This window comes from Paraburkholderia sp. UCT70 (genome assembly GCF_050434085.1).
Lineage (GTDB): Bacteria > Pseudomonadota > Gammaproteobacteria > Burkholderiales > Burkholderiaceae > Paraburkholderia > Paraburkholderia tuberum.
The window spans coordinates 1,900,865-1,921,818 of sequence record NZ_JBNPVZ010000002.1 but is presented as its reverse complement, the minus strand read 5'-3'; the positions used below and the strand labels follow the sequence as shown (position 1 = coordinate 1,921,818).

20 protein-coding genes and 2 pseudogenes are annotated in these 20,954 nt (G+C 65.7%); 6 read left to right on the top strand and 16 right to left on the bottom strand.

Features of this window, described 5'->3' with window-relative positions; all coding sequences use genetic code 11:
* Positions 1-6: 6 nt before the first annotated feature.
* Positions 7-1,251: a sarcosine oxidase subunit beta family protein gene (locus tag OKW41_RS11165; RefSeq protein ID WP_429572512.1), complete on the bottom strand. Its 1,245-nt coding sequence runs from the start codon at positions 1,249-1,251 to the stop codon at positions 7-9.
* 39 nt (positions 1,252-1,290) lie between these two features.
* A complete protein-coding gene (locus tag OKW41_RS11160; protein ID WP_429572511.1) occupies positions 1,291-2,685 on the bottom strand; it encodes an L-serine ammonia-lyase in 1,395 nt (464 codons plus the stop codon).
* A 325-nt stretch (positions 2,686-3,010) separates the two neighbouring features.
* Between OKW41_RS11160 and OKW41_RS11155 the strand changes: the two genes are divergently transcribed.
* Positions 3,011-4,093: a GlxA family transcriptional regulator gene (locus OKW41_RS11155; protein ID WP_429572510.1), complete on the top strand. Its 1,083-nt coding sequence runs from the start codon at positions 3,011-3,013 to the stop codon at positions 4,091-4,093.
* Between the two features lie 31 nt (positions 4,094-4,124).
* Here OKW41_RS11155 and OKW41_RS11150 read toward each other — a convergent pair whose 3' ends face one another.
* The 5 genes from OKW41_RS11150 to OKW41_RS11130 form a co-directional block, all read right to left on the bottom strand.
* Positions 4,125-5,117, bottom strand: coding sequence for a GlxA family transcriptional regulator (locus OKW41_RS11150; protein WP_429572509.1), 993 nt, complete (start codon positions 5,115-5,117; stop codon positions 4,125-4,127).
* 20 nt (positions 5,118-5,137) lie between these two features.
* Complete coding sequence (gene choW / locus OKW41_RS11145) at positions 5,138-6,040, bottom strand: choline ABC transporter permease subunit (protein WP_429443452.1); 903 nt, start codon at positions 6,038-6,040, stop codon at positions 5,138-5,140.
* Positions 6,033-7,208: a quaternary amine ABC transporter ATP-binding protein gene (locus OKW41_RS11140; protein WP_184038311.1), complete on the bottom strand. Its 1,176-nt coding sequence runs from the start codon at positions 7,206-7,208 to the stop codon at positions 6,033-6,035. Before OKW41_RS11140 ends, choW begins: the two co-directional genes overlap by 8 nt.
* Positions 7,209-7,467: 259 nt before the next feature.
* Positions 7,468-8,595, bottom strand: a complete 1,128-nt coding sequence (locus tag OKW41_RS11135; protein ID WP_184072966.1) for a VIT1/CCC1 transporter family protein — start codon at positions 8,593-8,595, stop codon at positions 7,468-7,470.
* A gap of 66 nt (positions 8,596-8,661) precedes the next feature.
* Positions 8,662-8,973, bottom strand: a complete 312-nt coding sequence (locus tag OKW41_RS11130; RefSeq protein ID WP_026226638.1) for a DUF4148 domain-containing protein — start codon at positions 8,971-8,973, stop codon at positions 8,662-8,664.
* Between the two features lie 282 nt (positions 8,974-9,255).
* Between OKW41_RS11130 and OKW41_RS11125 the strand changes: the two genes are divergently transcribed.
* Positions 9,256-9,678, top strand: coding sequence for a hypothetical protein (locus OKW41_RS11125; protein WP_429572508.1), 423 nt, complete (start codon positions 9,256-9,258; stop codon positions 9,676-9,678).
* Between the two features lie 245 nt (positions 9,679-9,923).
* Positions 9,924-10,301: a BON domain-containing protein gene (locus OKW41_RS11120; RefSeq protein WP_429443443.1), complete on the top strand. Its 378-nt coding sequence runs from the start codon at positions 9,924-9,926 to the stop codon at positions 10,299-10,301.
* Positions 10,302-10,319: 18 nt separating this feature from the next.
* Here the strand turns inward: OKW41_RS11120 and OKW41_RS11115 are convergent, their stop codons facing one another.
* From OKW41_RS11115 to OKW41_RS11105, 3 genes and pseudogenes are all read right to left on the bottom strand, one after another.
* Positions 10,320-10,889 carry a helix-turn-helix domain-containing protein gene (locus tag OKW41_RS11115; protein WP_184046833.1) on the bottom strand — a complete coding sequence of 190 codons (570 nt, stop codon included), beginning with the start codon at positions 10,887-10,889 and terminating at the stop codon, positions 10,320-10,322.
* A gap of 14 nt (positions 10,890-10,903) precedes the next feature.
* Positions 10,904-11,020, bottom strand: a pseudogene (locus OKW41_RS11110) (recombinase family protein); the annotation flags it as partial.
* A gap of 242 nt (positions 11,021-11,262) precedes the next feature.
* Complete coding sequence (locus OKW41_RS11105) at positions 11,263-11,553, bottom strand: nucleotidyltransferase family protein (RefSeq protein WP_429572507.1); 291 nt, start codon at positions 11,551-11,553, stop codon at positions 11,263-11,265.
* 294 nt (positions 11,554-11,847) lie between these two features.
* Between OKW41_RS11105 and OKW41_RS11100 the strand changes: the two genes are divergently transcribed.
* Together OKW41_RS11100 and OKW41_RS11095 are read left to right on the top strand one after the other, a co-directional pair.
* On the top strand, positions 11,848-13,260 hold the full coding sequence (locus OKW41_RS11100; RefSeq protein ID WP_429572506.1) for an LLM class flavin-dependent oxidoreductase: 1,413 nt from the start codon (positions 11,848-11,850) through the stop codon (positions 13,258-13,260).
* Positions 13,253-13,816 carry a flavin reductase gene (locus tag OKW41_RS11095; RefSeq protein ID WP_429572505.1) on the top strand — a complete coding sequence of 188 codons (564 nt, stop codon included), beginning with the start codon at positions 13,253-13,255 and terminating at the stop codon, positions 13,814-13,816. The genes OKW41_RS11100 and OKW41_RS11095 overlap by 8 nt, the downstream gene beginning before the upstream one ends.
* Before the next feature lie 221 nt (positions 13,817-14,037).
* Here OKW41_RS11095 and OKW41_RS11090 read toward each other — a convergent pair whose 3' ends face one another.
* The 6 genes and pseudogenes from OKW41_RS11090 to OKW41_RS11065 form a co-directional block, all read right to left on the bottom strand.
* The gene (locus tag OKW41_RS11090) at positions 14,038-15,186 is read right to left on the bottom strand and encodes a DUF1501 domain-containing protein (protein ID WP_429572504.1); all 1,149 of its coding nucleotides are present in this window, start codon (positions 15,184-15,186) and stop codon (positions 14,038-14,040) included.
* 5 nt (positions 15,187-15,191) lie between these two features.
* Entirely contained in the window at positions 15,192-16,748 is a 1,557-nt protein-coding gene (locus tag OKW41_RS11085; protein WP_429572503.1) for a DUF1800 domain-containing protein, read from the bottom strand.
* A gap of 82 nt (positions 16,749-16,830) precedes the next feature.
* Complete coding sequence (locus OKW41_RS11080; protein WP_429572502.1) at positions 16,831-17,343, bottom strand: periplasmic heavy metal sensor; 513 nt, start codon at positions 17,341-17,343, stop codon at positions 16,831-16,833.
* Positions 17,340-17,756: a hypothetical protein gene (locus tag OKW41_RS11075; RefSeq protein WP_429572501.1), complete on the bottom strand. Its 417-nt coding sequence runs from the start codon at positions 17,754-17,756 to the stop codon at positions 17,340-17,342. Before OKW41_RS11075 ends, OKW41_RS11080 begins: the two co-directional genes overlap by 4 nt.
* Positions 17,753-18,343: pseudogene (locus tag OKW41_RS11070) on the bottom strand (RNA polymerase sigma factor); the annotation flags it as partial. The pseudogene OKW41_RS11070 and the gene OKW41_RS11075, both read right to left, overlap by 4 nt.
* A gap of 244 nt (positions 18,344-18,587) precedes the next feature.
* On the bottom strand, positions 18,588-18,905 hold the full coding sequence (locus OKW41_RS11065; protein ID WP_429572500.1) for a YXWGXW repeat-containing protein: 318 nt from the start codon (positions 18,903-18,905) through the stop codon (positions 18,588-18,590).
* A 289-nt stretch (positions 18,906-19,194) separates the two neighbouring features.
* On the opposite strand from OKW41_RS11065, the gene OKW41_RS11060 reads away from it, so the two are divergent.
* Positions 19,195-20,919 (top strand): phospholipase C, encoded by a 1,725-nt coding sequence (locus OKW41_RS11060; RefSeq protein ID WP_429572499.1) that lies wholly within the window; start codon positions 19,195-19,197, stop codon positions 20,917-20,919.
* The last annotated feature ends 35 nt before the right edge of the window (positions 20,920-20,954 follow it).

Here is a 20,954-nt window from a genome sequence, read left to right as displayed (position 1 = left end):
TGTCGACTAGTGGGCCACGGCGGCAGCGCCATGCTCATCGATCAGATGACCGGTATAGAACCGGTCCAGCGAAAACGGCGCGTTCAACGGATGGGGTTCGTCCTGCGCGATCGTGTGCGCATAGACCCATCCCGAGCCGGGCGTCGCCTTGAAGCCGCCCGTCCCCCAGCCGCAGTTGAAATACAGTCCCTTCACATCGGTCTTGCTGATGATCGGGCACGCGTCCGGCGACACGTCGACGATGCCGCCCCACTGCCGGTTCATCCGCACGCGGGAAAACACCGGGAACATTTCGACGATCGCCTCGAGCGTGCCCTCGATGACCTGGAAGCTGCCGCGCTGCCCAAACCCGGTGTACTGATCGACGCCCGCGCCGATCACGAGATCGCCCTTGTCGGACTGGCTGATATACGCGTGGACCGCATTCGACATCACGACAGTGTTGACGACCGGCTTGATCGGCTCCGACACCAGCGCCTGCAACGGATGGCTTTCGAGCGGCAGCCGCACGCCGGCCATGTCGGCGAGCGTCGACGTGTTGCCGGCCGCGACCACCGCGACCTTCTTCGCCTTGATGAAACCCTTCGTCGTGTCGACGCCCATCACCTGGCTGCCGTCGCGGCGAATGCCGACGACCTGGCAGTTCTGCACGATATCGACGCCGGCCTGATCGGCGCCGCGCGCGAAGCCCCACGCCACCGCATCGTGCCGGGCCACGCCGCCGCGCCGCTGGATCGATGCACCGAGCACCGGATAGCGGCTGTTCAGATTGATGGTCGGCTCGAGTTCCTTGATCTGCGCGGGCGTGAGAAATTCGGCGTCGACGCCGTTCAGGCGGTTCGCGTTGACGCGGCGTTCGGTGTCGCGCACGTCCTGCAGCGTATGCGCGAGATTCATCACGCCGCGCTGGCTGAACATCACGTTGTAGTTCAGATCCTGCGCGAGTCCTTCCCACAGCTTCATCGCCTTCTCGTAGAGCGCGGCGGATTCGTCCCACAGGTAGTTCGACCGCACGATCGTCGTATTGCGCGCGGTGTTGCCGCCGCCGATCCAGCCCTTCTCGAGCACCGCGACATTGCGCACGCCATGCTCCTTCGCGAGGTAGTACGCGGTCGCGAGACCGTGCCCGCCGCCGCCCACGATCACGACGTCGTATTCACGTTTAGGCTCGGGGCTGCGCCATTGCCGCTCCCAGTTCTCGTGATACGACATCCCGTTGCGTAGCAGGCTGAATATCGAATAGCGGCTCATCGTCGGTCCTTTGCGGTTTTGCAGATGCGGTGTAGCGGTTCAACACTCGATGACGTTCACGGCCAGTCCGCCGCGCGACGTCTCCTTGTATTTCGTCTTCATGTCGGCGCCGGTTTCGCGCATGGTGCGGATCACACTGTCGAGCGACACCACGTGCTTGCCGTCGCCCTTCATCGCGAGGCGGGCCGCGTTGATCGCCTTGATCGCGCCCATCGCGTTGCGCTCGATGCACGGAATCTGCACCAACCCGCCGACCGGATCGCAGGTCATGCCGAGGTTGTGTTCCATGCCGATTTCGGCGGCGTTCTCGACCTGGGTGGGCGTGCCGCCCATCACCGCCGCAAGCGCGGCGGCGGCCATCGAGCAGGCCACGCCCACTTCGCCCTGGCAGCCCACCTCGGCGCCGGAGATCGACGCCGTTTCCTTGTAGATGATGCCGATCGCCGCGGCGGTCAGCAGGAAGTCGACGATGCCGGCGTCGTTCGCCGCATGCATGAATTTCACGTAGTAGTGCAGCACTGCCGGGATCACGCCGGCCGCGCCATTGGTCGGCGCGGTGACGACCCGGCCGCCCGCGGCGTTCTCCTCGTTGACGGCCATCGCGTACAGGTTGACCCAGTCGAGCATCGACAGCGGGTCGCGCAGCGATTCCTCCGAGCGTGCGCGCAAGCGCTCGCACAGCTCGGCCGCGCGGCGCTTCACGTGCATCGGGCCGGGCAGTTCGCCGCGGACCTTGCAACCGCGCTCGACACACGCGGCCATCGTGCGCCAGATCGCCAGCAGGCCCTCGCGCACTTCGGGCTCGGGCCGGGTCGCGCATTCGTTGCGCAACGTCACTTCGGCGATGGACAGGCCGCTTTCGCGGCACACGCGCATCAGATCGTCGCCGGTGCGAAACGGATATGGCACCTCCGCGTTGGCGCGCCGGCCGTTCACGCGGTCGCCGTCGCGATTGACGACGAAGCCGCCGCCGATCGAGAAGTACTCTTTTTCGACGAGCAGTTGACCGTTCTCGTCGAAGGCCTGGAAGCGCATGCCGTTCGGATGCACGACGCCCGAGCCCGGCGCGCCCGGCATCAGCTTGCGGAAGAAGCCGACATGTTCGCGCTCGTCGAACGTGACCGGATGCTTGCCGAGCAGCACGAGCTGTCGGGTCTCGCGGATCGCGCGCAGCCGCGGCTCGATCAGCTCAGGATCGAGCCGGTCGGGCAGATTGCCTTCGAGGCCGAGCAGCACCGCCTTGTCGGTGCCGTGGCCCTTGCCGGTCGCGCCGAGCGAGCCGAACAGCCCGGCTCTGACGCGCCGCACGAAGCCGAGCAGATTCGCGTCCTCGATGTGCGATGCAAAGCGGCATGCGGCGATCATCGGCCCGACCGTGTGCGAGCTGGATGGACCGATGCCGATCTTGAACAGATCGAAGACGCTGACGTTCATGGCGTGCCTTGTGCGTTGTGTCTTGCGTGTTGCGATGGCCGGAAGCGCTTCGACTCGACTCATGCGCCCGGATGGAATGTGCGTCTATTGCACCGCACGCCGGGCCGGATCGATAGAATAAAAACGGCATCGCAATGGGATGGCGTCGTCAAGTGAGCCGCCACGCGGGTCTCCCGGCGCATTTGCGATGACTTGGGACGCATTTGCGACAGGCGGCCCGATTGCGGCGGGCAATGCTGAAGGTCCGTGGTGCTATCCTCGGCTTCACCGTTTCGGTCAACGTTCGTTCCTCTTTCGCCGTTCTTTTCACCGACCCGCCGCGCGTATGAATTCCGCTGAAACGCTTGCCCCTCCCTCACTCGACACAGCCACGAAGCAGCGCATCCGCTTCGGCATCATCCTGCTGCCGAACTTCACGCTGACCGCATTCTCGGGTTTCGTCGACCTGCTGCGCCTGTCCGCCGACGAAGGCGACTTCAGCAAGCCGGTGCGCTGTTCGTGGAGCGTGATCGGGGAAACCCTGGCTCCGGTGCGGGCGAGTTGCGGCATCCAGATCACGCCGTGGGAAACCTTCGAGACCGCCGAGAAGTTCGACTACGTGGTAGTGGTCGGCGGACTGCTGCACTCGGGGCCGGCCGCGAGCGAGGCGACGCTCGCGTTCATCCGCCGCGCCGCCGCCCGCGACGCGACGCTGGTCGGCATGTGCACCGGCGTGTTCTCGCTGATGCGCGCGGGCGTGCTCGACGGCCATCGGATCTGCGTGAGCTGGTTTCACTACTGGGATTTCATCGAGCGCTTTCCGTCGGTCGACGAACAGATGCTGGTCGCCGACCGGCTGTTCGTGATCGACCGGCGGCGCATCACGTGTTCCGGCGGCCGCGCGTCGATCGACGTCGCCGCCGCGATCCTGCTGCGTCATTTCGAAACGGCGACGGTGCAGAAGGCGCTGCGCATCCTGCTCGTCGACGACCTGCAGAAAGGCAACGCGCCGCAGCCTCATCCCCCCGGTCTCGCGCCGGCCTCGCATCCAAAGGTCAAGCGCGCGATCCTGCTGATGGAGCAGCACGTGGGCCGCGCGCTGTCGCTCGACGAACTGGCGGGCAAGCTCGATCTGTCGCCACGTCAGCTCGAGCGGCTGTTCAAGGCGCAGACCGGCAAGGCGCCGCAAGCCTACGCGAAGCTGGTGCGCCTGCGCACCGCCGCGTGGCTGTTGACGAGTTCGGACAAGACCGTCGCCGATATCGCGTCGAGCTGCGGCTTTTCGGACGCCTCGCACCTGGGACGGGAATTTCGCAAACAGTTCGGCGTGCCGCCGATGATGTATCGCGAGCAGCGCGGCACGGCGGAGCAAGCCGACGACGGCTCGTGCTACGACGAAACGTTTCCGGGCCGCGCCCAGGCGATCTGAATCCGCGCGGCATGCGAGGCCGCGGCACCCGCTACTCCGGCATGCGCCGCTCGACGCTCGGCGCATGTCCGAACTGCGCGCGATAGGCCTTGCTGAAATGACACGGCGAATGAAAACCGCACACCGTGGTCACGCGCGCGATCGACGCGTCGGTATTGCGCAGCAGATCGCGCGCTCGGCGCAGCCGCAAGCTCAGGTAGTAATGCGTCGGCGACACGTTCAGGAATAGCTTGAACATCCGTTGCAAATGACGCTGCGACAGGTTGACGAGCCGGGCGAGTTCGTCGAGCGATAGCGGCTCCTCGATGTTCGCTTCCATCAGCCGCACCACTTCGATCAGTTCGGTGCGCGACAGGCCGACCCGCGCGTCGACCGGAATGTGCTGGTAATCGGTCGAGCCGCGAATCCGCTCGACGATGAATTGCTCGGACACCTGCGCGGCCACCGCGGCCCCCAGCCGCATGCCCACCAGATGCAGCATCAGATCGAGCGGCGCGGTTCCGCCGGTGCAGGTCAGCCGGTCGTGGTCGATCACGAACAGTTCGTCGTCGAAATGCACGTGCGGATACCGCTGGTGCAACGGCGACATGTCCTCCCAATGCACGGTCGCGCGATAGCCATCGAGCAGCCCGGCCGCGAGCAGCGCATACGGACCCGTGCAGATGCCGCCGAGCGGCACGCGGTGCGCGGCCGCCTCGCGCAGCAGCGCGATCACCGCGTCGTTCACATACTCGCGCACGTGCCAGCCCGCGCACACGAACAGCAGGTCCGGCATGCCGGCCTCGGCGAGCGTGGTGGTCGGTTTCACCGTGATGCCATTGCTCGCGCGCGCCGGCTCGCCGTCCGGCGTGATCACCGACCACCGGTAGTGCTGCGCGCGGCCCACGTAGTTCGCCATGCGCAGCACCTCGACCGCGCTCGTGAACGCGATCATCGAGAAGTTCGGCAGCGTCAGGAAGCCGACGTGCGCGACGGCACACAGCCGCGCATCGGCTTCGGCGGAGGCGATTGCGTCGCGCTTCATGGACGTATCGAATCAGGCCGTCAACCGTGTTGCGCCGCCGGCTCGCGGCGCACTTTCATCGCATTGCGCAAACCGGCGAACAGGGGGGCGCGTACCTTGCCCGGCGCCCGGCCGAAGCTCTCGGTGATGCGGTCCAGAATGATCGCCAGCATCACGACCGACATCCCGCTTTCGAAGCCGAGTCCGATATCGAGCCGCTGGATGCTCGCGAGCACGTCGTTACCGAGGCCGCCCGCACCGACCATCGACGCGATGATCACCATCGACAGCGCCATCATGATGGTCTGGTTCACGCCGGTCATGATCGACGGCAGCGCGTTCGGAAACTGTACCTTGTACAGCAGTTGCCACGGCGTGCAGCCGAACGCCTGTCCCGCTTCGACGATTTCGCGATTCACGTGCTTGATGCCGAGCGCGGTCAGACGCACCGCGGGCGGCATCGCGAAGATCACCGTCGACAGGATGCCCGGCACGCGGCCGAGACCGAACAGCATCGCGGCCGGAATCAGGTAGACGAACGCGGGCATCGTCTGCATCAGATCGAGCACCGGCCGCACGATCATTTCGACGGCGCGGCTCCTCGCCATCCAGATGCCGAGCGGCACGCCGAGCACGAGACTGATCACCGTCGATGACAGCGTGAGGCCGAGCGTGATCACCATCTGATCCCAGAAGCCGGTGCCGTAGATCAGCAGCAGCGCCGCCAGCGTGAACAGCGCGAAGCGCCAGCCGACGCGCCACAAGCCGATGCCGACGAAAAACGCCATCAGCGCCCACATCGGCACGGCCTGCAAACCGTGCTCGACCGCCGCGGCGAAAGTCTCGATGACCTTGCCGATCGTGTCGAACGTCTTCGCGTCGTGATCGAGCAGGTAGTGAACGCCGTGATCGACCCAGGCGCCAACTGGAATGACTTCAGACATGGGAACCTCGATGGCGCGTGAGAACGTTCAGCACGTTCGTCTTGTTGACCGAACCGCAGTAGGAGCCGTCCGCTTCGACGACCGGCAGCGGCGCGCGGCTCGCCACCACGCGCGCGACCACGTCGTCGAGCGGCGTGCTGCGGCGGATGCATTCGATCTGGTTGAGCTTCGGCGACGCGCTGCCCGTCGCATCGCGGCACACGAAGCCGCGAATCCGGCGCTCGCTATCGAGCACGAACGCGTAGTCGGCGCTGCCGTTGAGCGTCGCGGCGACGCTCGACGCGTCGATCTGCGGCGCGTGCATCAGCGGCACGTCGTCGGTCTGCATCAGATCGCCGGCCGTCAGATAGCGGCTCGTGTCGATGCCTTCGAAGAACGCTCGCACGTAGTCGTCGGCCGGGTTCTTGATGATTTCCCGCGGCGTGCCGATCTGCACCACGCGCCCGCCCTCCATGATCGCGATGCGCGTGCCGATGCGCATAGCCTCCTCGAGATCGTGCGACACGAACAGGATCGTGCGCTGCTGCTCGCGTTGCAGATCGAGCAGCACGTTCTGCATCTCCTTGCGCTTGAGCGGATCGAGCGCGGAGAACGCCTCGTCCATGATCATCAGCGACGGGTTGACCGCGAGCGCGCGCGCGAGCCCGACGCGCTGCTGCATGCCGCCCGACAACTCGGCCGGCAGTTTCTGCGCGAACGGTGCAAGGCCGACCTGTTCGAGCACCGTCAGCGCCCGCGCCTCGCGCTCCTTACGGCCGACGCCCGCGACTTCGAGGCCGAACGCCGCGTTGGCCAGCACGTTGCGCTGCGGCATCAGCGCGAAGGACTGGAACACCATGCTCATGTCCTTGCGGCGCAGCGCGGTCAGCTCGGCGCGCGGCACGCCCGCGACATCGCGGCCGTCGATCAGCACCTTGCCGGCGCTGGGCTCGACGAGCCGATTGATCAGGCGAATCAGCGTCGACTTGCCCGAGCCGGACAGGCCCATCAGCACGAAGATCTCGCCCTCGCGAACCTCGAACGACGCGTTGTGGACGCCGACGATCTGACCGGTGCGGGCAAACACCTCTTCTTTCGTGGCGCCGCTGGCCAGCATCGCGAGCGCCTGTTTCGGGTTGCTGCCGAACACCTTGCACAGCCCTTCGACCACGACCTTGGGGGAATTCATCGAGTGCTCTCCTCGCTTGCGGACGTCCGTCCGCGCTGTGCCTACATAGTTGCCAGAAAAAAGTGCGGCTAACCGACTAATTCCGACAACCACATGAGGAAATGCGACACCCGGCCATGCCGTGGACGCTCGGCGCGGCGAGCAAACCCTTGTGGGAGAAAGGATTGACGCGGGTTGGCCCGCGCGCGGAGCTTGTCGCAAGAAAGCAAGCGGCGCTCCCGGACGGCGGCGAGCGCGAGGCGCCTGAGAGGCGCCGGGTTCAGGAAATCGACACGCCCAGCAAGCGCCCGACGCCGAACGTGAACCCTGCCGCGATGAGCCCGATGACGATCTGGCGCAGCGCCGAAAACCCCGCGCTGCGTCCGTTGAACAACGACGTGAACACGCCGATCGACGCGAGCGCCAGCATGCTCAGCACGACACACTGAACGATTGCGCTGACGCCGCGCGTCCACAGGAACGGCATCACCGGGAAAATCGCACCGAGCGAGAACAGGCAGAACGACACGCCCGCCGCCGACCACGGATTGCCGCCCAGTTCCGACGGATCGAGACCGAGCTCCTCGCGCGTGAGGGTGTCGAGCGCCTTGTCCTTGTCGCGCATCATCTGCGAGGCCACGCGTTTCGCCTCGCTCGCGTCGAGCCCTTTCGCGCGGTAGATCAGCGCGAGCTCGTGCTCCTCCGCTTCGGGCTGTTCTTCGATCTCCTCGGCTTCCTTGGCGATCTGCGTGCTCGCGAGTTCGCGCGCATTGGTAACCGACAGCCATTCGCCGAGCGCCATCGAACAGGCACCGGCGATCAGCCCGGCGAGGCCGGTCAACAGGATCGCCTTGTTGCCGGTGCCCGCGCCGGCGACGCCCATGATCAGGCAGAAGTTGGACACGAGGCCATCGTTCGCGCCGAGAACCGCCGCGCGCAGATCGTTGCCCGACGCGACGCCCTTGTGCCACGACTCGGCCGCGGCAATGCGCGCGCCGGACGACAGGTTGGCATTGCCGGTGCTCGCGAGCGTCTGCACGACGGCCGCGTGATGATGTTCGTCGGCCGACATGTGGCCCGCGTCGCGTTGGCCTTGATATTTGTTGCGGTCCGCGTATTCGGCTGCGGCGAGCGTCGGCAGCACGAAGTCCGCGCCGCACACGCGCACGAGCCCCTTCATCAGACGCGTTTTGACCGCGTGTCCACGGCCCTTCGGTTCGATGCCATTGGCTCTGAGCTTGTCGGCCCACACTTGCGCGTGGCTGTGTTCGGATTGCGCGAGATCCTGATAGACCTGCTTGCGGGTCTCGTCCTTCTCGACCTGCGCGAGCGTCTCATAGAGGGCGGCGCTGTGCAGTTCGTCGGAGAGATTCGCCTTGTAGCGTTTCACTTCATGTTTCGTTGCCATGATCGCGCCTCGCAACTGCCCGGCGCCTCATCAACGATGAATGCCACGCCGGGCGTCCGGTGTCCGTTACTGGCTGGCAGGCGCACCAACGCCGGCCTTCTTCTGGGCTGCCTGCAGCTTGTCCGGATAGTTCGGATCGTTCTGCGCCGGCTGGTAGCCCGCGTCTTCGAGTTTCTTCAACTCGGCGTTCTTTTTCGCGCGAGCCTGTTTGCGCTCTGCCTTGCGCTCGGCCTTGGTCGGCTTTGGGGTGGTCGTCGTCGCGCCTTCCTGGGCTGCGGCATCCGTCGAGCCCTGCGCGACCGCGAGCGGAATCGTACCGGCCATCAGTGCGACGGCCGAAACGCCCAGCATGATTCGTTTAATGGCGAAGCTCTTCATCACTGATATCCCCTGAAAAAATTGGCAATAACGTACGAGTTGCGTCTGCGAATCGTGAACCCCACGCCGGGTCGCGCAGCCTCCACGCGAACCCGTCAACGGGAGCTTACAGCCAAATGGCGGGAGGTGGGTCGGGAGCGTGAACGGCTGCGGGCGGCCTCGCTTTCAGAATTCTCCGGGTTTTGCCGAGATTGACTCATGAACAATAGTGGCGCGGATCGATTTCATCATCTACTCGGACCGTCGCTTCGTTCCACTCTTTCCGCCGATCGTGCTCTATCTATGAAACGCATCTCTACGCGTGTCGCATTGTTCGCGGGTCTCATCGCCGTGCTTTATCTCGGCCTGTTCGACCGTACTCCGCAAGGAAGCGAATGTCGCCATTCGGCACCTGCCCACGGCCTGTACACGGCAGAGCTTTGCCTGTTGCGATGGATTCCGGGCCGTAGTGGAAGCCCTGAATATGTCGGCCGGCTATTCGATGCCAGGAGTGGAAAGCTGCTTGCACAGCGCACTTTCAGCACGCCAGTCCCCGGTCTCTTCTGGTCAACGGGCCTGCGATACTCGCTCAATCCGTACTCGCCGCCCGGTTATCTCGGTCCGTCCGTCGAATTTTCCCGCGGAGATGGCGGTAAAGGAGATTCGAGTATTTCGTTACCTCCGTCGTTCTGGGACAAACTGGTCGCCGCTCGTCCGCGCTTGTAGTCAACTGCCTCGTATGCACGAGCCCGCACCTCGCGCGACAGCATCTAGGCCACGAGCATTTCCCTCCGTGATTGAGTCTCTTTGGCAAGGCCTCCCAGCCAGGAGTATCGTTTAACCGCGCCGGAAGCGCCAACACCACCACTCCTCTACAAGACAGGCGCTTCCCAGAGTCCAGACCTGCTCGACAAAGCGCGGCGTTTCTAACATGCAGCGAAGCGACATCATCTTATCGAGGAGGTGAAACCGTGAAAACAGTCAATCTTTTGAAGGTGCTCGGTATGGCATTGTGCGTGGCAACCGCAGCCAGCGCCTATGCCCAGGCAAGCGACGCGCAAGCGCCCGCCGCCACGGCAGCCGCGCCGGCCACGACCGCCCAGTCGACGCGTGCGGCGGATCGCAAGCTCGGCCGCGACGTGCGGCGCGCGCTCGGTAAAGCGCCGGGCTTCAATGTATCGAACGTGTTCGTGCGGGCGCGCGGCGGCGCGGTGACGTTGACCGGCTCGGTGCCTCAGGGCGACATGATCCAGCAGGCCGGCGATGTTGCGAAAGGCGTGCCGGGCGTGACCTCGGTGACCAACAGACTCTCCCTGAACCTGCCATCCCGCGGGAGTGGCGGGAGCTGAGTACAAGCTGGACGAAACTCAGCGCCGCACCAACCCCACCACATATCTGCACACCTCGGTGCCCGCATTGAAGAACTCGCATTCGACCGGCGCACCGAGTTGCAAACAATCCCCCGCTTCGAGCCGGTGCGTCAGCGCGCCCTCGCGAAACGTCAGCACCCCTTGCGTGACCCAGATCTGCTGATGCTGAAACACGAACGCATCCGACGGATAAGGCACCCTCACCCCAGTCGGCAATTCGATTTCGAGCAGTTCCAGCACGCCGCCGGTCGGCGGTGAAATACGCCGCCGCGTATAGCCGGTTTCGGGGTCCTCCCACAGCGACTGGTCCGCATGACGCACGAGCCGCTCGCCGGTCTGCTCGGCGAGTGCGAGCAACGTGGACAGCGTCAGCCCGAACGCGCCCGACAGCCGCCCGAGCACCGTCGCGGTCGGACTCGCCTCGCCACGCTCGATCTTGCTGATCATCGCCTTCGATACACCCGAGCGCTCGGCCAGCTCGGCGAGCGACCAGTTGCGCGCCTCGCGCTCGGTCTTCACGCGCGCGGAGATCGCCTGGGTCAGATCGATGGCGGAAGTTTCGGACATGGCGGGGTCGTCGTTGCGCAAGTGGGGGGCACCTTATCCTCAAAGACCTTCCGACAACCGGCCTTGGTCAAGGCCTCCTGTTGCAACTCAAGGTTCCGATCCTGCGTCGAGACACGGGCATAGCCGACCATCGTGGCGTGACAGTGCCCATTGACGACTTCGTTGCCGCCGGCGGCCGAGATAGTTGCCTTCAGTTCCGTTAACTCCATCCGCTCGGTCATTGCTTTATTCCATCGTCCTTGCGGTCTTCATCTTCGGCATCCTGGCACGCGGCACGCAGTTGTTTCAGTAGCTCTGGTAGCGCCGTTTGCACTGCAAGCATCGGTTGCGGCTTGCTGCATGTGGTCGAGGTAGTCCGGCAAGCGGTTCTCGTTCATACCGGCTGCGCCTCCGCAAGCAACTTGGCCCGGAACTTCTGCGGCAGGTCGGCCGGGGTCAGCAGATCGACGTGGACGCCGAGTAGCGCTTCCAGTTCATCCTGCAACCCCCCCAGGTCGAACAGCGTCGCCCCTGGCAACGCATCGACCAGCAGATCGAGGTCGCTGCCGTCCCGATCGGTGCCGTGCAGCACCGAGCCGAACACGCGCGGGTTCGCTGCGCGGAAGCGACTCGTCGCTTCGCGCACTACGCTGCGCTTCATGTCGAGAACAACGGACGGTCGCATGGGCATCCTTTCTTATCGAAACTCATCGAGACGATAAGCGATTGAGTCGAGACTCGCAATGCCTTCACCTCCCGTGCCATGCCGGTCGCGTTGGCGGGCTTGCTGCCCCGGCACGGCCTACGCCAAGCTGATTAGCTTTGACGCAGCAGCGCCAGGATCAGCGCAGACCAGTTCAGGCCGCTACGACCACCGCAACCGGCACAGCCAGCCAACGATGTCTTGCATAGTGATTTTTCGTCCACTATATTAAACGAAACGCCATCGCCCGAACCCGCTCGTCAGCAGGAACACACCATGCCGAAGGAAATCGTTCTCAACGCGTTCGACATGAACTGCGTAGGCCACATCCAGCAAGGGCTGTGGACCCATCCGCGCGATCAGTCCACGCGCTACACGGATCTGCAGTACTGGACCGACTACGCGCGCAAGCTCGAAGCGGGCCTGTTCGACGGCATCTTTTTCGCGGACGTGGTCGGCGTGTACGACGTCTACGGCGGCAGCCCGGACGCGGCAATCGGCGGCGCCGTGCAGGTGCCGGTCAACGATCCGACACTGCTGATTCCGGCGATGGCCGCGCTCACGCGGCATCTGTCGTTCGGCGTCACGTCGAATCTGTCGGTCGAGCAGCCGTTTCTGTTCGCACGCCGCATGTCGACGCTCGATCATCTGACGCGCGGCCGGGTCGGCTGGAACATCGTGACCGGCTATCTGGACAGCGCATCGCGCGCGATCGGCCTGAGCGGCCAGATGGCGCACGACGACCGCTACGATCTCGCCGACGAGTACATGGAGCTCGTGTACAAGCTGTGGGAATGCAGCTGGGAAGACGGCGCGGTGCTGCGCGACAAGGCGCGCGGCGTCTATGCGGACGCGTCGAAAGTCCACGTGATCCATCACAAAGGCAAGCAGTACCGCGTCGATGCGATCCATCTCGCGGAGCCGTCGCCGCAGCGCACGCCGGTGCTGTATCAGGCCGGTTCGTCCGCGCGCGGCAAACAGTTCGCGGCGGCACACGCTGAGTGCGTGTTCGTCAACGGCCAGGCAAAGCCAGCGGTCAAGACGATCGTCGACGACATCCGCGCGCACGCGGTCGCCGGCGGCCGCCGCGCCGACGACATCAAGGTACTGCTCGGCCAGACCGTGATCACAGGCCGCACCGATCAGGAAGCGCGGGAGAAATTCGAGGAGTACCGCCGCTATGTGAGCTCGGAGGCGGCGCTGGTGCATGCGGCCGCATCGCTTGGCATCGACTTCGCGCGCTACGACCTCGACGAGCCGATCGAAACGGGCAAGAGCCAGGCGATCGTGTCGAACGTCGAAGCGATGACGCGCGCGGCCGGTCCGCAATGGACGAAGCGCAAGCTGCTCGAACAGATGGTGCTCGGCAGCCGCCAGCGGCCGCTCGTCGGTTCGGCCGACAAAATCGCCGACGATCTGATCGCGTGGACCGAGGAAACCGGCGTCGATGGCTTCAATCTGTCGCGCACCGTCGTCCCCGAGTGCTTCGACGATTTCATCGAACTGGTCGTGCCGCTGCTGCAGGAACGTGGCGCGTACAAGCGCGCGTATCGTGACGGCACGCTGCGCGAAAAGCTGTTCGGCCACGCGCGGCTGCCTGAGAGCCACACGGCGGCGCGCTTCCGTTCGCCGGCTTGCGCCACCGTTGTTTTGGCGAACCCGACTTCCAGCAGAGACCCCCATGCTTGACAAGAGCACGTTCCGCGACGCGATGGCCGGGCTTGGCGCGGCCGTCAACATCATCACCAGCGACGGCGAAGCCGGCCTTGCGGGCTGCACCGCGTCGGCGGTCTGCGGCGTCACCGACGAGCCGCCCACCCTGCTCGTTTGCATCAACCGCAGCAGCCGCAACAACGCGGCGTTTCGCAGCAACGGCAAGCTCTGCGTGAACGTGCTGAGCGCCGAGCAGCAGGCGCTTGCCGCGCACTTCGCTACGAGCGCGCTCGCGATCGAAGAGCGCTTCGCCGCCGCGCAATGGGACGACCTCGCAACCGGCGCACCGGTGTTGCAGGACGCGCTCGCGTCGCTCGACTGCGAGATCGAGTCGGTGACCGAAGTCGGCACGCACACGGTGTTCTTCTGTGCGGTGAAAGCCGCGCGCACGCAGGGCGCGGGCGATGCGCTGATCTACTACGGCCGCCGCTATCATCGCGTCGGCGAGCGCTCGGTTCACGCGACGCCCGCCGCTTCACCTGCCCCGCCCCAGCCTCGCCAACGCCCCGGCAGTGATCGTCCGGCCGAATAGCGCGGCCGCGGTGCGCTCCGGATCGAGCGCAATACTTTCGCTCGCTGCACCGACGATCAACGCGTCGAGCAAAGCAGTCAGCGTCGGCTCACGCGACTCGCCATGCCGATGCGACGCGAACCCCCGTCCGCCGCGATCGCACATCGCTCGCCCACGGAATCCTCGATCGCCCATTACGCCTCCGTGCCATCGTCATTGCACGCCGTTGTGCGATCAACGCGTCACGCCCGCACGACGCCCGTCATCGGCCTGCCCGCCATGGTCCGGCCAAACAGCGCTGACGCCGTCCGTTCGGGATCGAGCCCGAGACTTTCACTCGCGGTGCCGGCGATCAACGCATCGAGCGAGGTGGTCGGCTTCAGGTCGCGCGACTGATACAGCTGATGCGGCGCGAGGCCCGGCCAATCCGCAATCACGCGTCCGCCCTGCACCGACCCGCCCAGCACCATCGCGACCGAGCCGGTGCCGTGATCGGTGCCGCCCGTGCCGTTCGCGGCGGCGGTCCTGCCGAACTCCGTCGCGACCAGCACCGTGGTCTTGCTCCACGATGAACCCATGCCGTCGCGCAACGCCGCGAGCATCGTGTCGAGTGCCTTCAGTTGATTCGCGAGCCGGGCGTTCTGCGCGCTGTGCGTGTCCCACCCGCCGGTCTCGATCATCGCGATGCGCGGACCGTCGTCGCGCGCCAGAAAACTGGCCGCGAGCTTGCCGAGGCTCGCCGGGTCCTGGCGCGCGCCAGCGTCGCCCGCAAGGCCGCGCGCCGCCATCGCCGATTCCCACAGCGGACGCAGCTGCGCGTCCTGCTCGTACAGTTGCGACACGCGCGCGAGCAGATCATCGGGCGCCTGCGGCAAGGCCGACGGTGCATACGAGGTCACCGTCGCGGGCCCGCGCAGCGCCATCGGCACGGTCGGCGCGAACGCGATCGCGTTTTCGCGGGTGGCGGGCAGCTGCGCGGCGAGCCGGTTGAGCCAGCCGTCCTTCGTCTGATACGGCGACGTGCCGCCGGTTTCCAGCACGTTCTGTCCGTCGAAATGCGAGCGGTCGCGATACGGCGAGGCGACCGCGTGCACGAACAACGCCTCGCGCTGCGCGTACAGCTTCGCCATCTGCGCGAGCGCCGGATGCAGCGCGAACGTGCCGTCCAGATGCGGCGCGTTCGACGCATCGATCGCGAGCGGCCCGCGCAGCGTCGCATACGCGGGGTCCGCGTACGGCACGACGATGTTCAGCCCGTCGGCCGCGCCACGCTGGATCACGAACACGAAGCGGCGGTCGGTCGCGACATGCGCGAACGCAATCCGCGGCGACACGAGTAGTGCGCCGGCACCGGCGGCGGCGACGCTCAGAAACTGGCGACGTGACAGCATGGCGTTCATCTCCGTTGAAAATCGGGCGATACGAGCAACAGCGCGATCGCCGTCGATGCGCTTTCCGCGCGCGACACCGCCGTGGCCGTCGGCTCGCTGAGCGAGCCAGCCAGCAAGGTCTGGCCGAGCGAGCGCGCATCGAGCCGGTCACCCACGCGCGCGGCGAAACGTTGCGCGACTTCGACGCGGCGCACGAGCGCATCGGGCGCGGCCCAGCTCGCGGCGATATCGTCGTAGCCGGCGGGTGAACCGGGCCGCCACACCGGCTGGCCAAGCTGCGTGAGGATCGGCGCGCTCTGCAGATTGCCGGGCTCGTGCCAGCCGAGTCCGCGCATCGACGAGATGGTCCACTCCCACGGCGTCTTGAACTTCACCGCGGCCGGCGACCACGCTTGCGGCGTATCGATCAACGCGCGATAGACGGTCGGCAGATCGCCGTCGCTGCGCGTGAACGCATCGGCCAGACGTTCGCTGACGCCAGGTGGCGGATTGTCGGCGACGAAATGGCGCGCGAGCTTCGTGCCGATATGCCGCGCGGTGGCCGGTGCGTGCGCGAGGTCGTGGAGGATCGCGAGCGCCTGCTGTTCGCCGGCTTCGTCGTAGCGGCGTCCCATGATCGTGCGCGAGCCGGGCTCGTGCAGCGCGGGACGAAACACGAAGCTGCCGGGTTCGCCGTTCTGTTCCAGCGCGCGCCGGTTTGCATTGGCGCCGCCGTTCCCCGCGCCGTTGCCCCGATTACCGACGAGGCTCCAGCCAGTCAGCGCACGCGCGAACTCGGTCACGTCGTCCTGGCTATAGCCGCTGCGCACGCCGAGCGTATGCAGCTCCATGATTTCGCGCGCGAGGTTCTCGTTGAGTCCGCGTTTGTTGTCCGGATTGCGCTGCGCGGCGCGCAGCGCGGCCATGCTGTCGGGACCGACCGAGCGGGTCTGGTCGAGGAACAGCTGCATGGCCGGATGACGCTCGACGGCCACCAGCATGTCCTCGAAACGGCCGAGCACGTGCGGGCGAATCGCCTCCGCTTCGAACGACCCGGCGAGCGCCGCAACGCCGGGCTTTTCGGTCGACACCGCGAAGTGATTCGCCCAGAAATGCACGAGGCGTTCGATGAACGGCGTCTGCGTGGTCAGCGCGCTTGCGACGCGCGCATTGACCGACGAGCGGTACATGTCGAGTATCTCGACGCGCAGTGCTTTTCTTTCGGCTTGCCTGGCGGCTTGCGCGTCGGTCTGGCTGGGTGCTGCGGTGTTGCTGGCGCTGATGTTTGCGCTGTTGTTTGCGCTGTTGTTTGCGCCGTGGTTCGCATTCTGGCTCGGGTTGGTCTCCTCGCCCGCCTTCTGTTTCGACTGCTGCTCCATCTGCATGCGCTGCTGCACGAGCTGCGTCGACAATGCGATCGAATCGGGCTGGCTCGCCCACGCGTCGGGCCGCGGCTGATATTGCTCGAACTGCGCGAGCAGCCAGCCCTTCGGATCGGCGGGCGGCGTGTCGTCGGTGCGCGCGCCGAGGCCGAAGCGGTTCAGTGCGATCGCCGCGGCATTCAGGTTCGGTGAGTTGGCCATACGATCCTCGTCGGCAGGTAGGGCACCTGCATGTCCGTTAAACGGCCGACACGCTGAAATCCGTCGCCATCGCGCGCATTTTTTATTCGCTCGATGCGGCATTCGCCGCCGGTTTTTTCGCGTTCGGCGCCGGCTGCGCTTCGCGCCATTGCCCGCGCAACTTCAAACTCTCGGCGAATTCGACGCGCTCCTCGGGCGTCAGCGTCGCCGCGAAATCGGCGACGCTCGCTTCGACCATCGCGCGCAGGCTGACGTCGGCCGCGCGCGTGCGCGCGAGCGCGGCATCGAGTGCGGCGCGATCGAACTGCGGCGCGGCCAGCAGACGCAGCACCTCACGACGCCCTTCGCGAGCGTCGCGCGCATACTGGCGCCCGTCGCGCCGCGCGCTCTTCAGGCCGTCGATAAACGCCTGCCGCTGCTGCGCCGACAGCGGCTCGGCGGCAAACCGCAGCGCGCGCTGGTCCTGCGCCGCCGCCGGCGGATTCGCACCGTGCGCGGCGAACCATTGATACGCGCCGCCGGCGATCGCGCCGAGCAGGAACACGTTGAGCACCGCCGAGCCCAGCAGCGCAAATTTCCACGAGCGCCCGTTCATTCGCCGCTCCAATCGGCGGAGCTGCCGCCGAAGCTCGAAGTCAGATACGAGGATTCATGCACGACCGGCGCGTTCTCGGTCAGCACGAAGAACGACACCGCGAACGCCCCCGCCACGCCGCCGAGCAGCCCGACACCTGCCACCGCCGCGCCCGACCACCACAAACGCCAGCGCGCGGCTGGGCGTCGCGACGGCGCGCGCTCGATGATGCGACGCTGCAGTTCGAGGCTCGGCGGCTCGAGCTCGTCGGCGGCGAGCCACGCGTCGAGGCTGGCCGCTTCGCTCAACGCCGCATCGGCTTCGTCGCGATGCGCGCGCGCCCACGCCTGCGCGGCTTCGCGTTCGCGCTCCGGCCAGCGGCGCGCGTCGGCGCCGTACGCTGCAACGATCTGATGGAATCTTTCGGGCGTCATGACTTGTCCTTGCTAAGGCCGCTGCCGGCCAGTTGAGCGCGCAAACCGCGGCGCGCGCGGCTCAGCAGACTCTCCAGTGCATCGACGCTGACGCCCATCAAGGCGGCAGCGTCGAGGTTCGACATCTCCTGGTAGTAGGTCAGCACGAGTGCCTCGCGCTGTCGCGCCGGCAGCGCGGCGAGCGCCGCGCGCACGCGCGCGTGGTCGGCACGTGCTTCGAGCCGCGCGTCGGGCGGCGCGGCGGGATCGGCCGAATCGGGCAGTTCGTCGCTCAGGTCTTCGCGCTGGCCGCGCAGACGGTCATAGCAAAGATTGAGCGCGACCCGATGCATCCACGTGTCGAACTTCGCTTCGCCTTCACGCCAGCGGGCCGCCTGTTTCCAGATTCGCACGAAGACCTCCTGCGCGATGTCCTCCGCTTCCATGCGATCGCCGAGCATGCGCGTGGCGAGCGCAAGTAGCCGCGGCAGCTTGCGCGCGACCAGCGAGCGGACCGCGCCGGGCTCCGCGCGGCCCACCCGCGCGATCAGCTCGGCGTCCGGATCGGGTGGTGCGTCGCTCAAGGTGTGCGGCTCGGTCGCGACATCACGCGCGCGCTTTCGCGTGAGGACCGCATCACGGGATCAACGTCGTTCACTTGCCGCCGCTCCTTCAGCTGTCGTGTCGTTATGTTGTCGTGCCGCTACGCCGCTATCCGGCCAGGTATCACGTACGCAGTCAATATACGACGAGCGCCGGCCGGTAATAGGCCGGGCGTGCCGGATAGACCACACAGCCGGCGAGCGAGGCCGCCAGCAGAATCATCACGAGTGTTTTCATCGCAAGCCTCGTTCAAGCCCAATGTCCTTCGATCCAGCGCCAGTGCGGCCCACGTTGCGCCCAATGCCCGGGCACCCAGTGATAGCCGACGCGCACCGGCTGCCAGTGGCCCGGCACCCACACATAGCGGCCGTGCTCCCAGCGCCAGCGGCCCTGATCCCACACATAGCCGTCCCGTGGCGCGGGCACGACTTCGACGCGCGGCGACGGCGGTGCCATCGGCGCGATCATCACTTGTGCGGAGGCGGGCGCGGCCGTCAGCGTGGCCGCGCAGCACAGCGCGGCGATCAGCGCGGAACCGAGCAGACGAGTGATGCGGTTGGTGTTCATGTCGATTTCTCCCTTCAAAGCTGGAACAAGTCGGCGCCCAGGACGGCCCCGTTTCTACTTGAACGCGGCAGCGGAAGAAATCCGTCGCGCTATTGGCAAAAAAGCACGAATACAGTCGGGCTCACGAAAGGCAATAGTCGGCGTATTGCCCGAAAATTTTCACTTTTTGATGGTCCAATGCACGGGCTGCAATCAATGGCGTCGGCCGTTACGCTTCTAACAACAATTTCCAGCACCGTTCATACCTATCGATGGAAGGGCTGGACCGCGAATGTGGAGCCACCAAAGAATGTTTCGTAAAGCCCTTTTGCCCATTCCGTTTGCCGCCGCACTGTTCGTGCTGAGCGCATGCGGAAGCAGCAGCGTCAGCTCTCCTTCGACTGCATCCGCGCCGGCCTCCACACCGGCTGCTACCGTATCCGCCCAGGACGCGTTGTCCACGGCAACGCCGATCAAACACCTCGTCGTGATCTTCGGTGAGAATCGTTCTTTCGATCACTACTTCGGCACCTATCCGAACGCGCAGAACCCGGTCGGTGAACCGGCGTTCACGGCGGCGAACACGCCGGCCCAGATCAACAATCTGAATCGGAATTCGCTTCTGACGAGCAACCCGAACTTCCTGAACACGGCGAACAACGCGGCCTCCGCAGGCAGCGGCATCAATCCGTTCCGCCTCGACCGCAGCCAGGCCAACACCAACGGCCAGTCGCACGACTACATGAAGGAACAGCTCGCCTACGACAACGGCGCGGCGGACCTGTTCCCCAAGTACACGGGTAACAACAGCGCCGGCAGCGGTTCGACGTTCGGCACGCCGGGTCTCGTGATGGGCTATTTCGACGGCAACACGGTCACCGCGATGTGGAATTACGCGCAGAACTTCGCGATGAGCGACAACATGTACACCGACACGTACGGTCCGTCGACACCGGGCGCGCTCGAGGTGGTTTCCGGCCAGACCAACGGCGCTATTCCTGCGAACGGTGCCGCTCAAGGCGACAACGTGATTGCCGACGGCGCGGGCAGCTTCACGATGAACGGCGATTCCGACCCGACCGGGGACGTGTGCAACACCTCGACGTCGAGTGGACAGGCCACGCTGAGCTCGAATAACAAAAACATCGGTGACCTCCTCAACGCGAAAGGCATTACGTGGGGCGGCTTCATGGGCGGCTTCGACCTGAGCGCCACCAACTCTAACGGCACCACGGCGTGCAAGCGCAGTAGCTACTCGTCGGTCCTCGGCGCAACGAAGACGGACTACATACCTCACCACAACTGGTTCCAGTACTACTCTACGACGGCCAACCTGGCGCACACGCGCCCGACGTCGACCGCGCTGATTGGACAGACCGACCCGCTCGATTCGACGGCTACGCCAGTGCACCATCAATACGACGTCAACGACTTCTTCACGGCCGTCTCGGCGGGCAACTTCCCGTCGGTCAGCTACCTGAAGGCACCGGCCGTCGGCGATGCGCACCCGGGCAACTCGGATCCGATCGACGAGCAGGCGTTCGTCACGAAGGTCGTCAACTTCCTGCAACAACAGCCGGACTGGAAGAACACCGCCGTCATCATCACGTACGACGATTCGGATGGCTGGTACGACCACGCTTATGCGACGCCGACGACTTCGTCGTTTGACGCCACCGCCGACCAGCTGAACGGCGCGGGCACCTGCAACGCAACGGGCGCGAAGCAAGGCGTCGGCGTGACAGGCGCGGCTGTCAACGGCCGTTGCGGCCCGGGAACGCGTGTTCCGCTTCTGGTGATCTCGCCGTACGCACGTAGCAACTACGTTGACCACACGGCGATCACTCAGGCTTCGGTTGTCAGGTTCATCGAAGACAACTGGCTCGGCGGCAGCCGCATCGGCAACGGATCGCACGATGCGACGACGGGGAGCATCGCGTCGCTGTTCGACTTCACCAACGGTGGCAAAACGCCGGCGTTGTACCTCGACACGAACCTTGGCACCAAGCTGTCGGCTCCTCCTGCAACGAACTAGGGAGCCACCCGTTTATCCGTCCGTTCCGCCGCACA